The organism is Arthrobacter gyeryongensis, assembly GCF_039543785.1.
Taxonomy (GTDB): Bacteria; Actinomycetota; Actinomycetes; order Actinomycetales; family Micrococcaceae; genus Arthrobacter; species Arthrobacter gyeryongensis.
Genome location: NZ_BAABKK010000010.1, coordinates 443,339 through 456,302 on the forward strand (window position 1 = coordinate 443,339; position 12,964 = coordinate 456,302).

Sequence of the window (12,964 nt, forward strand, 5' to 3'; positions counted from 1 at the left end):
CCGGCGTTACTTCTCCACGAGGGTCAGGACGTCGTAGGTGGCAACGATTTCGTCGTTCTGGTTGGTCAGCACGGCGTCCCAGGCGACTTCGCCGTATTCGTCCGTCTCGCGGGGCGTGATCTTCTTGGCGGTGAGCGTGACGCGGATCGAGTCCCCGGCGGCCACCGGAGTGATGAAGCGCAGGTTCTCCAAGCCGTAGTTGGCCAGAACGGGGCCCGGTGCGGGTTCCACGAACAGTCCGGCGGCCCAGCTGAGCAGCAAGTACCCGTGCGCCACGATTCCCGGGAAGAACGGATTGGCTTCGGCCGCTTCCTGGTTGGTGTGGGCGTAGAAGGTGTCGCCGGTGGAGTTGGCGAAGGCGGTGATGTCGTCCAGGGTGACCTGCCGTAGTTCGGACCGCACGGCGTCGCCGATCCGCAAAGTAGCGAGCGACTTCCGGAACGGGTGCGTACCTTCCGTCTCCACTGTGAAGTTGCGGTCCGCGCCGGTGTGCCAGACGCCGGTCACAGCAGTGAGCATGTTCGGCGAGCCCTGGATGGCTGTGCGCTGCATGTGGTGCATGACGGAGCGGATACCACCGAGTTCCTCGCCGCCACCGGCGCGGCCCGGTCCGCCGTGGACCAGGTGCGGCACTGGCGAACCATGCCCGGTTGACGAGCGGGCGTCCTCGCGGTTGAGCATCAGGACACGTCCATGGTGCGCTGCGATTCCGGTCACCAATTCGCGGGCAACAGCAGGATCGTTGGTGCATACGGAGGCCACGAGGGAGCCACCACCGCGCGCGGCGAGACGGACGGCGTCGTCGAGGTCCGCATACCCGATCACGGACGATACCGGACCGAAAGCCTCGAGCGAGTGGACGGCTTCAGCGTCCACATCGGCCCAGCTCAGGACAACGGGCGACATGAACGCTCCGCCCTCCACGACACCCACGGTGCCGTCGAGCGAGGTGACCGACGGCGAATCGAGCGTCCCGTACGCAAGCTCGCCACCGGCGTCGAGCATTGACTGCACCGCGGCGCGAACGTCGGCGAGCTGCTCGAGGGACGCGAGGGCGCCCATCGTGACGCCCTCTGCGCGGGGGTCGCCAACCACGACGCGTTCGTCCACGCGCGCGCCGATGGCGGAGACGACGTCGGACACCAGGGTCTGGGGCACGATGGTGCGCCGGATCGAGGTGCACTTCTGCCCGGCTTTGACGGTCATTTCGGTGACGACAGACTTGATGAAAGCGTCGAACTCGGGGGTGCCGGGCACGGCGTCGGGTCCGAGGATGGCGGCGTTGAGCGAGTCGGTTTCGGAGGTGAACCGGACGCCGCCCTGGACCACGTTGACGTGGGACTTCAGCGAGTTGGCGGTGGATGCCGAGCCGGTGAAGGCGAGAAGGTCGCGGTAGTCGAGGTGGTCCAGCAGGGTGCGGGCGGATCCCGAAATGAGCTGCAGCGAGCCTTCCGGGAGGATGCCCGACTCGACGATCGCCTTGACCACGACGGCGGCAACGTAACCGGTGGGGGTGGCGGGCTTGACGATGGTGGGGACACCGGCGAGGAATGCAGGAGCGAACTTCTCGAGCATGCCCCACACGGGGAAGTTGAAGGCGTTGATCTGCGCCGCGACGCCCGGGATGCGGGTGTAGATGTGCTCGCCGGCGAAGGAGCCGTCCTTGGAAAGGATTTCCATGGGACCGTCCACTACAACCTGCGAGTTCGGCAGTTCGCGGCGGCCCTTGGAACCAAAGGTGAAGAGCACGCCGATGCCGCCGTCGATGTCCACCATCGAGTCGATCTTGGTGGCGCCGGTTTTGAAGGAAGACGTGTAGAACTCCTCGCGGCGGCCGTTGAGGTACTGGGCCAGTTCCTTGAGTTTGAGGGCGCGCTGATGGAAGGTGAGCTTGCCGAGCTCGCGCTGGCCCACCGTGCGGCCGTAGTTCACGACGCCGGCAAGGTCCAGTCCGTCGGTGTTGACCGTTGCAAGGACCTCGCCTGTGCTCGCGTCTCGGACGGGCACGCCCGCCGAGGCATCGGCGCTGGGGGTCCACCACTCGCCTTGGACGAAACTGGGCACGGTTTCAACGGTTGTGGCTTCCGGAGCGACTGCGGTACTGGTCATCGTCGACGGGTCCTTCCAAGGCACGGGCACGAAATGGACTGAACGGCCGCAAATTACTGACCGGCCGTTCGGTAATATCCCCAGAATACATGAGAGCCCCGATCTGCACACTAGATGCCCCCTGGGGTTGCGTCCTTCCTGACCTTCTTTGACGCGCATTGACGCCCGGAAGTTGCGACTCGCCGCGTCGCAAGCGCTTTCCGAAATCAAAGAAGGTCACGACGGCGCGTGGCTACCTTCCGCTAGTCCGACCGGCTGCCGAGCTTGGTTCGAACGGCGGCGACTTCCGCCTCGGAGACCCCGTTGGTTCTCAGGAAGGCAACCATGTCCAAGGAATGCGCGAATTCCAAAAGGCTCACGCTGCGCGATGCCAGCATGGCTTCAAGGGCATCTTCCTCGAGGAAGGGATCATGGGCGTGCGGGGCGCGGTGGTGACGGTGGCGCTCGTTGATTCCACGCATTCCCCGCTGGTAACCCCGCACGATTTCCTCATCGCTCGCTCCTGCCAGGTTCTGCAGCATCACGGCGATGATCCCGCTGCGGTCGCGCCCGGCCGCGCAGTGCACCACCACCCCGCCGGGTGCCGCGGCGATGGCTTTGAAAACCGCTGCAAGCCTGCCCGGGAAGAGCCGCACGTAGTCGGCGTAGTGGGCAGGGTCTTTCAGGTATGGCCCAAAGCGCTCGGTGAACTCTTTGTCCTCCGGGTCTTCGGTGGGGCAATGGACGATGTCGAATCGCGCGGTCGCCTCCGCTGAAACCTCGGGATCGACCTCCCTGGGCTGCTGCTCACGAAGGGTCCGCAGATCGATAACGGTGCGGATGCCGGCGTCGTACATTTGCTGCCACCCGGCGTCGGTGAGCCATTCCCGCCGACCCATCCGGTACACGCCTCCGGCGATGTGCCAGGCGTTCACCGCGCCGTCCCAATGGACGCCCCGCTGCTTGGCGGCGGTTGAGATCCCATCCATACCGGACAGCTAACCACACGACGGGATAGGTGAGCGAGGGTCTGGGGAAAAGGCAGGATATCCGAGCGAGGGTTGGGGGAAAGGCGGCCATAGGTGAGCGGGGGTTGGGGGAAAGGCGGTCATAGGTGAGCGAGGGTTGGGGGAAAGGCGGTCGTAGGTGAGCGAGGGTTGGGCCTTGCGCGCTTTACGTGACCCATGTCATACTTTTCTTCGATACGCATCGACGATGCGTATCGACGACACACAGAACCACACATCAGATCAAGACCACTGGACCCGGCAAGGAGGCCTGGATCGTGCCCACTAGCAAGGATGTCGCCCAGGCTGCCGGCGTAGCCCAAAGCACCGTTTCGTATGTGCTCAGCGGCAAGCGGCCCATTTCCGAGAAGACCCGGAAAAAGGTCGAGGCCGCCATAGAGCAGTTGACATACCAGCCCAATGCAGGCGCCAGGGCCTTGGCAAGCCGCAAAACCCGGGTCATCGGCCTGGTTATTCCGTTCATCCCGGAGCTGGAAATGGGATCGATCATGGAATTCGTCTCGGTCATTGCCAGCACGGCCCGGCAATTCGACCACGACATTCTCCTCGTCACCGACGACGAAGGGGCCGCCGGACTGCGCCGCGTCGTCGGGCAGCAAATCTGCGACGGCCTGATCCTCATGCAGGTTGAGGACGAGGACGAGCGCCTCCCTGTGGCCCGCAGCCTGCACGTCCCGGTGGTGCTCATCGGCATCCCCCGCGATCCGTCCGGGCTGGTCTGCATCGACGCCGACTTCGAAATGGCCGGGGAGCACTGCGTCCGGGATCTTGCGGCCGCAGGCCACTCTGTAATTTCCGTCATTGATTGGCAGCCCGCCGTGATGGACCGGCACGTGAACTACGTCGACCGGTTCTTGCACGGCACGGATGTCGCGGCCAAAGCCCTAGGCGTAACCGTGCTCCATCTTCCCGGCGGGACGGACCGCGCCACCATTTCCGAATCGGTGGACAAGGCCCTCGCCAGCACCACCGGCAAGCCTGCCTTCATCGTGCCGGATCGCACCATCCAGGACATCCTGCGCCGCGACTTGGGCAGGCGTGGCCTGACATTGGGGTTGGACGTTTCAGTTATCGGAAGCGCCTCCCCTACCCTTGCCGAACTCCAACCCATACCGCTTTCCACCATCGACCTGCGCCCGGCGGAAGTATCCCGGCGGGCAGTCAAAATCATGTGCCAGCTCCTCGAAACCGACTCCCACGGACCACACGAATCCTTGGAGTTGGTGCCCACGGTCATCACGCACCGTTCCAGCACCCTCCGTTCGCAGTAAATCGCCACCCCTGATTCGCCGCGACAGCTCTTTTTGTTCCAGCTCGATATCCTTTTTCGTTTCGGCATCGTCGATACGCATCGACGATTCGATTCCGCTAACAATCGCACCACTCCCTTTCCCATCAACAAAGGACAGACAATGAAGTCAGCTATCAGGACACGCCGCCCGCTCGCCCTGGCCGTGGCAGCCCTCGTCGGCCTCCCGCTCGCCATCTCGGGCTGCGGTACCACTGCTTCCGCATCCTCCACGGACGCCGTGAAGGAAATCTCCGTGATGGACTACTACAACAATGAGCCGGACAAGTCCTTCATCGGCGACGCCCTGACTGCCTGCGGCACCAAGGCCGGCGTGACGATCAAACGCGAAACGGTGCCGGGCAAATCGTTGATCTCCAAGGTGCTCCAGCAGTCCTCTTCCAAGACGCTTCCGGATGTACTCATGCTCGACAATCCGGATCTGCAGCAGATTGCCGCTACCGGAGCACTGGCTCCGTTGTCCGATTTCAACATCAGCACCGCCGATTTCGCGCCCGGTGTCCTGAGCGCCGGCACCTACAAGGACAAGGTGTACGGACTCGCCCCCACCGTCAACACGATCGCGCTCTTCTACAACAAGGACATCCTGGCCAAGGCCGGAGTCACCCCGCCCACCACTTGGGACGAGCTGAAGACGGCGGCCACCAAGCTCACCTCGGGCGAGCAGTATGGCCTGGCCTTCAACGCCAACCCGACCTACGAGGGCACATGGCAGTTCCTTCCTGTGATGTGGTCCAACGGAGGCGACGAGAAGAACATCGACACCCCAGCGACAGCCCAGGCCCTCCAGCTTTGGACCGACCTCGTTACGGACGGATCCGTGTCCTCTTCGGCGCTGAACTGGACCCAGGCAGACGTCAAGGACCAGTTCATGGCAGGCAAGGCAGCCATGATGGTCAACGGCCCCTGGCAGATCCCGGCGCTGGACAAGAACACCGCGCTGAAATACGGCGTCGTGAAGATTCCGGTCCGTGACGCCGGCCAGACAGCCGTTGCCCCGCTTGGCGGCGAAGTGTGGACCGTTCCACAGACAGGCAACAAGGCCCATCAGGCCAAGGCCGCGGAAGTGGTGGCCTGCATGAACAGCGACGAAAACCAGCTGGCCATGGCCAAGGTCCGCAACACCATCCCGTCCAAGACCTCGCTGGCCGCGAAGTTCGCCACCGACAACCCGAAGCTCGCCACTTTCACCGATCTCATCAAGACAGCGCGTGCCCGTACCGGCGAACTCGGAGAGGGATGGCCGGCACAAGCGACCAAGATCTACACCGCTATCCAGACCGCGCTGACAGGGAAGGCCTCCCCGGCCGACGCCCTCAAGCAAGCCCAAGGACAGTAAGCAGCTGGACATGTCCCTCACAACTGATTCGTCGCAACCCAAAGCGCAGGCCAAGTCGCAGGCCAGCCAGCGCACCAAGTCGCGCGCCAAACCTGGATCGGAGAACACCCTGACCGGGGAGGCAACGCCCCGCAGGCGCAGCCGCAAACGCCGCGAGCGCCTCTTCCAATGGCTGTTCCTGGTTCCAGCCGTGACCTACATGGCGCTGTTCTTCGGCTACCCCGTGGTCAAGAACATCGTGATGAGCTTCCAGGACTACACCACGGCCACGTTCTTCACGGGCGAGGCCCCCTGGGTGGGGTTGGCGAACTACGCGAAGGTGCTGTCGTCGTCGTTGTTTTCCACATCCTTGGTGAACACCGCGCTGTTCACGCTGGGATCCATACTGGGCCAGTTCGTGATCGGGCTGGCGCTGGCGATCTTCTTCCAGCGCAAGTTCCCGCTCAACGGAATCCTGCGTTCGCTGCTCTTGCTCCCCTGGTTGCTGCCGCTCATCGTGTCCAGCGCCGTGTGGAGATGGATCCTGGACAAGGACAGCGGAGCCTTGAACCGCTTCCTCGGCGAATTGCACATCGTGAACACGGGCGTTCCATGGCTCACCAGCACCTCGCTGGCGCTGATCGCCGTGGTGGGGGTGAACATCTGGATCGGCATCCCGTTCAATCTGACCATTCTCTATGGCGGCCTCCAGGAAATACCGGATGAGCTCTACGAGGCCGGTTCCTTGGACGGCGCCACCGGTTGGAAGGCGTTCCGGCACATCACCTGGCCGATGCTGCGTCCGGTGGTGAGCGTGGTCCTGGTGCTCGGCGTCGTCTACACCTTGAAGGTGCTGGACATCATCCTGGGCCTGACCAACGGCGGTCCGGCGAACTCAACCCAGACCATCGCCACCCAGTCCTACGATCTGTCCTTCCACGAGTTCAAATTCGGCGAGGGCGCCGCGCTGGGCAACGTCCTGGTGGTCATTTCGCTGGTCTTCGCGGTCCTGTACCTGCGAGCCAGCCGGCGGTCCGTCGATGAGTGAGGAAACCATGACGACGACGAAAATCACCAACCGCGGCTCGGCGCCGGCGAGCGCCCGGAAAGGGAGCGCCCGGAAAGCGGGCGTCCGCAAAGGCGCCGGACCGGTTCGCTCCGGGACCGGCCCCGGGCGCAAACCGTGGGGCTACACCGTCCTTGCCGTCTTCTTCCTGGCCATCATGTTGTTCCCCGTCTACTGGATGATCAACGCTTCGTTGCAGCCCAACGGCATCACGCTCGAAACCTCGTGGCTGCCGCTCAAGCCGGACTTCACGGGCTACGCCACGGCCATCAGCGAGCAGGGCGGGAACCTGGCCACCAGCCTGGTGATCTCGCTGGGCAGCGTGGTATTGAGCCTGGCCATCGCGGCACCTGCGGCCTATGCCTTGGCCTATTTCAAGGTCAAGGGCGCCGGCGTGGTCCTCTTCGCGATCCTGATCAGCCAAATGATCCCGGGGATCGTGGTGGCCAACGCGCTGTACACGGCCTACAACGATCTCGGCCTGCTCAACTCCATCCCGGGCCTGATCCTGGCCGATTCCGCCCATGGCATTCCGTTCGCGATCCTCATCATCAGGGCCTTCATGAACGGCATGCCGGCGTCTGTGATCGAGGCGGCGCGGGTGGACGGCGCCGGGCATTTGCGGGCCTTTTGGTCCATCGTGGTGCCGCTGAGCAGGAACTCGCTCATCACCGCGGGGCTCTTCACCTTCCTGTTCACCTGGAGCGACTTCCTTTTCGCCCTGACCCTGACCACTACCGAGGCGGTGCGGCCCGTGACCCTGGGAATCTTCCAGTACATCGGCGCCTACGTGAACGACTGGAGCTCGGTCATGGCCACAGCCGTGCTCGCCTCCATCCCGGCCATCATCCTGTTGGTCGCTGCGCAGAGGTACATCGCCGCAGGGACAACCGGCGGCGCGGTCAAATAGCGGCGGTCAAATAGCCAGCTCCCGACGGCGGGTCCCGCCGCGGGTGCCGACCTCACCGCCCGCGGCACCGCACCGCCGTCGGGCACCAAACCACAAACCTTCAAGGAGAAACCATGTCTGAACCAATCCGCGTCACCGTGTGGAGCGAAAACCGGCACGAAAAGCGCGACGAACTGGTGGCCCGCCTCTACCCGGAAGGCATGCACGGAGCCGTGAAGGCCGGCATCGAGGAGAATCTCGGCGCCAACGCCAGCGTCCGCACCGCCACCCTCGACGAGCCGGAGCACGGCCTCACCGAGGCAGTCCTCGCCAACACGGACGTCCTCACGTGGTGGGGGCACATGTCCCACGGTGATGTCGACGACGAGATCGTCGAGCGCGTGCACCGCCACGTCCTGTCCGGCATGGGCTTGATCGTGCTGCACTCTGGGCACTGGTCCAAGATCTTCACCAAGCTCATGGGCACCTCGTGCACGTTGCGCTGGCGCAGTGAGCAGGACCGCGAACTGGTCTGGACCGTGGACCCCACTCATCCCATCGCGAAGGGCGTGCCTCACCCCATCGTGATCGATCAGCAGGAGATGTACGGCGAATTCTTCGACATCCCCACCCCCGAGGAGCTCGTGTTCATCAGTTCCTTCAGCGGCGGCGAAGTCTTCCGCTCCGGCTGCACCTTCCGCCGCGGCCACGGCAAGATCTTCTTCTTCAGCCCCGGCGACCAGGACTACCCGGTCTACCACCACAAGGACGTCCGCCGGGTCATCTCCAACGCCGTCGAATGGGCAGTCACCGAGCGGCCGGAGCGGGCCCACCCCGAACTGCTGCGCTATGAGACCAACGACTTCTTCAACGGCAAGAGCTACCAGGGAGCCAACGCATGAGTGCCCCTTTCGCCACCATTCCCGACGACGGCACTCCCCTTCGCGTCGTCGTCGTCGGCGCCGGGGGCATGGGCCGTGCGTGGCTTAGGACCGTGCAGGAGTCGGCGCTCGTGGAACTCGCTGGCATCGTCGACCTGGACCTGGACGCCGCCCGCGCTGGCGCGGCGGCTATCGGGCTTCCCGATCTGCCGGTGGGCACCGGGACCGCGCAGTTGGCGTCCGACGTCGGCGCCCACGCGGTCATCAACGTCACCGTTCCGGTAGCCCACCATCCGGTGACCTCCGAGGCGCTGGCTGCAGGGCTCCCGGTGCTCGGCGAAAAGCCCGTGGCGTCCACCGTGGTCCAGGGGCTGTCGCTGGCCGCGGCGTCGGAGCTTACAGGCCAGTTGTTCATGGTCAGCCAGTCGCGCCGGTACAACAGGCATCTGTTCGAGGCCAAAAGGCTTTCTGCTTCTCTAGGCAGCGTGGGGATTGTCTCGGCCGAGTTCTTCAAGGCACCGCATTTCGGCGGATTCCGGGATGCCATGGACCACCCGTTGCTGCTGGACATGGCCATCCATCAGTTCGACATGGCCCGGTTCCTGCTCGACGCGGATCCTGTCTCGGTGTTCTGCGAGGAATACAACCCGTCCTGGAGCTGGTACCGCGGCGATGCAGGGGCCACCGCCATCTTCGAAATGACCGGTGGGGAGCGCTTCGTGTTCACCGGGAGCTGGTGCAGCCCGGGTCAGGAGACCTCCTGGAACGCGGCATGGCGGATCAGCGGCGAACACGGCACGGTCCTGTGGGACGGCGACAGCGAACCTGTGTCCTCGTTGCTCTTTCCGTCCGGAACCGGTTCGGAGGACCCAGGCGAGGAGATCGCCGGTTCGCTGCGTGACTTCGTGACTGCCGTGCGCACAGGGAACACTCCCATGGGGCAGGTCCACCAGAACATCATGAGCCTGGCCATGGTGGAAGCGGCCATGCTCAGCGCATCAACAGGCACGCGTGTTTCCGTTGATGCGTTCCTTGAGGAGTCCTACTCAGAGGCTGTCCTGACGGAACGCGACCCGGACGTGCTGGAGGTCCTCAAGTCCTGGACCTCGGTCCGCAGGGCCCTCACCCCTCCCGCCCACCAACCCAACTGACTGACAGTTGTTGTCGTTTTGAAGGCTCAGAACGACAACAACTGTCGGCTAGTTTGGTTTTCGTAGTCGTGGGCTCGCAGCTCGCGTAGTCTGGCCGCAAGACTGCCGGGCTGGGGTAGCCCGCGCCGCCAAGCGGCACTGCAGATCGACACGAGGGGATATCAATCATGCAAGCAGCTAATTCGCGACGCCGGTATGGCCGCCTGGCGGGCGCCGTCGCCGTCGTCGTACTCCTGGCAGGACTCGGTGCGGGACCCGCACAGGCGAATCCGACTACAACGAAACCGACCGATGTCTATGTGGCACTCGGCGATTCCTATGCCGCCGGCACGGGCGGCAGCAGTCCGGCTCCGGGCTCATCGCCGGGTTGCCATCAGAGCCTGGACAGTTACGCCGCCCTTTTGGGCGGGCTGAATCTGGGCTGCTTCGGCGCAACGTCGCTTGCCGTCAAGGCGGGCCTGGACAATCTGTCCCCCACCGACCCCGCTGCGATCGCTCTGGGGTCCTCTACCGAAGTCTCGGTCACTGTGGGCGGCAACGACGTCGGCACGGGAGCCGTGGCGATGGCCTGCACCAGCGGCGATGCCCTGGCCTGCGCTTCGGCCGTACAGGGCGTGGCGAATGCACTGCCCGCGCTACCCGCCAACATCACGGCCATGGTCCAGTCCATCCGGCAGAAGGCACCCCGCGCCCAGATCGTGCTGACCGGCTACCCGCGCTTGTTCACCGTCGGCCCCAAGATGCCTCCCGCGCAGAAAGAGTTGGCCACGACCCTGAACGTAATGGCTGACCAATTGAATGCGACCATCTCCGGCGCCGCCTCCGCGGCAGGAGTGGGCTACGTGAGCGTGACCGAGCGGTTCACCGGGCACGGCATCGGTTCCAACAATCCATGGATCCACTACACCCAGCCATCGCCCTTGGATCCGCCCGAGCTCGCGTTGGAGAACTTCCATCCCAACGACGCCGGCTACTCCCAGGGCTACCGTACGGCCGTGAACAGCGCGCTCAAGAAGTAGCCGCGCCGAGCTGGCCCCAGGCGCGCCGGGCGCGCTCAGGACCGCTTCGCGAGCCTGAACTCGAGGCCGGTGCGGACGGCGGGCCACTCGTGTTCGAGGATGGAGAACACTACGGTGTCGCGGAGCACCCCGTCCAAAGTCCGCGAGTGGTTCCTCAGCACGCCGTCCTGCTTGGCACCCAACCGTGCGATGGCCTCGCGGGACTGGTGGTTGAGCCAGTGTGTGCGGAACTCGACGGCGGGACAGCCAAGGGTTTCGAAAGCGTGGCGAAGGAGCAGCAGCTTGGAATCCGGGTTGCTCCCGCTGCCCTGTGCCGAGGCGGCGTTCCACGTGGAACCGATCTCGACGCGCGGAGTGGCGGCGTCGATATTCATGTAGGTGGTCATGCCGATGAGCTTGCCGTTCGCCTTCAACCGGGTGGCGAACGGAAGCATGGATCCTTGCTTCTGCAGCCCGAGCCGGCGGTCGATCTCCGCGGCCATGCCCTCCGGCGTCGGGACCGAGGTGTACCAGAGTCTCCACAACTCGCCGTCCTTGGCGGCATCCACCAGGCCGTCGTGGTGCTCGGGGCTGAGTGGTTCCAAGGTTACGAAGCGGCCATCCAGGGTCACGGGTGCAATGAGAGTCACCCAGTCAGCCTAACTGACCCAACTAGCTCGCATTTGTTGTCGTTTTGGCGGCTGAAAACGACAACAACTGCGTGAGCCTCCGGCGGTTGCGGCACCGATCGCTGCCCGCGCCGAGCCGGGGCATCCGGATTCCGGACCACGCATTGGTCCCGGGGCAGGCGGCGGACGCCGGTTTCATCCGGCCTTTCACCGCGGTGACCGAGTTCTCGGCTGCGTCGCACGCCACGGCCTTCGCTCTGTGGTCGTTCCCTGGGTTCCTCCCCGGTAGCGATGATCCGCGCGTCCACATCTCACGTCCGGACACCATGGCCATTCCTCGGCGAACCGGTGTGGTTGGGCATGTGGGTCAGTTCTTCGACGACGAAATCACCAGTCTTGACGGTCTCTTGATCACCACGCGCACCCGAACGTGGCTTGATGTGTCGCATTCCGAACCGGCCCAGATTGTCCGCGACATCGCCCGCGAAGAGGATTTCGCCCGTGCGGGCTGGCACTTGGTGAGGATCTCCAGACTGCACATGGCGAACGACGCACGGTCCGCCGTCGCGAAAGTCCGTGCCGTGCTCCTGGACCGGGGTTGGACCCCCAACTGACTCGCAGTTGTTGTCGTTCTGGGGCCTCAAAACGACATTAAGTGCGTGGGCCCACGCCGCCAGGGTTCCCTGGCCGAGCTTGCGAGGCGAGGGTGGCGGTGGGGACTAGTTGGGTGGCGCGAAAAAGCTAGTCAGCCCAGTCGAAGAAACCCTTGCCGGTCTTGCGTCCAAGTTCGCCGCGGGCGACCTTGTCGCGCAGGATCTGCGGCGGGGCGAAGCGCTCCCCCAGCGTCGAATGCAGGTACTCGGCGATGCCCAGACGCACATCCAGGCCCACGATGTCCGTGGTCTTGAGCGGTCCAGTGGGGTGCTTGTAGCCGAGCACCATGGCCGCGTCGATGTCCTCCGCGGAAGCTACGCCTTCTTCCACCATGCGCATCGCTTCGAGTGCGATGGCAACGCCAAGGCGCGAGGACGCGAAGCCGGGCGCATCGTTGACGACGACGGCGGTCTTGCCGAGTGCCTCGGTCCAGCTTTTCGCCGTTGCGGCGAGCTCCGCCGAGGTCTCCTTGGCCAGGACCACCTCGATGAGCGTGGAAGCCGGGACAGGGTTGAAGAAGTGCAGGCCAACGAAATTGGCAGGCCTCCGAAGCTGCGACGCGAGGCCGGTCACAGAGAGCGACGAGGTGTTGGAAGCCAGGAAGGCGTCAGCAGAAAGGTGCTCCTCCACAGCTTTGAGGGCCGCAACCTTGAGTTCGTAATCTTCGGGCACGGCTTCGACCACGAGTCCGCAATGGACGAAGGAGTCGTAGTCGGTGGAGGTGCTGAACCGGGACAAGGCCTCTTCGGCGCTCTCCGTTAGTGTGCCTCGGGCAGCGGACTTGGCCACAGCCTCGGCAACGCGACCCTGCGCGCCGGCGGCGGACTCGTGGTCGCGCTCGACGACAATCACGGTGGCGCCCTTGATCAAAAAGGCGTGGGCGATGCCGGCGCCCATGCGGCCACCGCCGAGGACACCGACAACATGCGGGATAGCGGGCGTTGCTGTCATTT

Annotated in this window: 12 protein-coding genes; 8 read left to right on the forward strand and 4 right to left on the reverse strand. The window is 64.5% G+C overall.

What is annotated here, in order from left to right; all coding sequences use genetic code 11:
* Nucleotides 1-6: 6 nt before the first annotated feature.
* A complete protein-coding gene (gene paaZ / locus ABEA18_RS08800; protein WP_345448960.1) occupies nt 7-2,109 on the reverse strand; it encodes a phenylacetic acid degradation bifunctional protein PaaZ in 2,103 nt (700 codons plus the stop codon).
* Between the two features lie 242 nt (nt 2,110-2,351).
* A complete protein-coding gene (locus ABEA18_RS08805; protein WP_345448962.1) occupies nt 2,352-3,077 on the reverse strand; it encodes a tyrosine-protein phosphatase in 726 nt (241 codons plus the stop codon).
* Between the two features lie 296 nt (nt 3,078-3,373).
* On the opposite strand from ABEA18_RS08805, the gene ABEA18_RS08810 reads away from it, so the two are divergent.
* The 7 genes from ABEA18_RS08810 to ABEA18_RS08840 all read left to right on the forward strand — a co-directional run bounded on the left by ABEA18_RS08810 (nt 3,374) and on the right by ABEA18_RS08840 (nt 10,749).
* A complete protein-coding gene (locus ABEA18_RS08810; RefSeq protein ID WP_345448964.1) occupies nt 3,374-4,387 on the forward strand; it encodes a LacI family DNA-binding transcriptional regulator in 1,014 nt (337 codons plus the stop codon).
* A 141-nt stretch (nt 4,388-4,528) separates the two neighbouring features.
* Nucleotides 4,529-5,764 (forward strand): sugar ABC transporter substrate-binding protein, encoded by a 1,236-nt coding sequence (locus tag ABEA18_RS08815; RefSeq protein WP_345448966.1) that lies wholly within the window; start codon nt 4,529-4,531, stop codon nt 5,762-5,764.
* Nucleotides 5,765-5,774: 10 nt separating this feature from the next.
* Nucleotides 5,775-6,791: a carbohydrate ABC transporter permease gene (locus tag ABEA18_RS08820; protein ID WP_345448968.1), complete on the forward strand. Its 1,017-nt coding sequence runs from the start codon at nt 5,775-5,777 to the stop codon at nt 6,789-6,791.
* Between the two features lie 175 nt (nt 6,792-6,966).
* Complete coding sequence (locus ABEA18_RS08825) at nt 6,967-7,719, forward strand: carbohydrate ABC transporter permease (protein ID WP_345449082.1); 753 nt, start codon at nt 6,967-6,969, stop codon at nt 7,717-7,719.
* 113 nt (nt 7,720-7,832) lie between these two features.
* The gene (locus ABEA18_RS08830) at nt 7,833-8,600 is read left to right on the forward strand and encodes a ThuA domain-containing protein (RefSeq protein WP_345448970.1); all 768 of its coding nucleotides are present in this window, start codon (nt 7,833-7,835) and stop codon (nt 8,598-8,600) included.
* A complete protein-coding gene (locus ABEA18_RS08835) occupies nt 8,597-9,730 on the forward strand; it encodes a Gfo/Idh/MocA family protein (RefSeq protein ID WP_345448972.1) in 1,134 nt (377 codons plus the stop codon). The genes ABEA18_RS08830 and ABEA18_RS08835 overlap by 4 nt, the downstream gene beginning before the upstream one ends.
* Before the next feature lie 167 nt (nt 9,731-9,897).
* On the forward strand, nt 9,898-10,749 hold the full coding sequence (locus tag ABEA18_RS08840) for an SGNH/GDSL hydrolase family protein (protein WP_345448974.1): 852 nt from the start codon (nt 9,898-9,900) through the stop codon (nt 10,747-10,749).
* A 35-nt stretch (nt 10,750-10,784) separates the two neighbouring features.
* Here ABEA18_RS08840 and ABEA18_RS08845 read toward each other — a convergent pair whose 3' ends face one another.
* Nucleotides 10,785-11,378 (reverse strand): GNAT family N-acetyltransferase, encoded by a 594-nt coding sequence (locus ABEA18_RS08845; RefSeq protein WP_345448976.1) that lies wholly within the window; start codon nt 11,376-11,378, stop codon nt 10,785-10,787.
* Between the two features lie 71 nt (nt 11,379-11,449).
* Here ABEA18_RS08845 and ABEA18_RS08850 point away from each other — a divergent pair, with 71 nt between their 5' ends.
* Entirely contained in the window at nt 11,450-11,971 is a 522-nt protein-coding gene (locus tag ABEA18_RS08850; RefSeq protein WP_345448977.1) for a hypothetical protein, read from the forward strand.
* A gap of 127 nt (nt 11,972-12,098) precedes the next feature.
* Here the strand turns inward: ABEA18_RS08850 and ABEA18_RS08855 are convergent, their stop codons facing one another.
* Nucleotides 12,099-12,962, reverse strand: a complete 864-nt coding sequence (locus tag ABEA18_RS08855; protein WP_345448978.1) for a 3-hydroxyacyl-CoA dehydrogenase family protein — start codon at nt 12,960-12,962, stop codon at nt 12,099-12,101.
* Between the last annotated feature and the right edge of the window lie 2 nt (nt 12,963-12,964).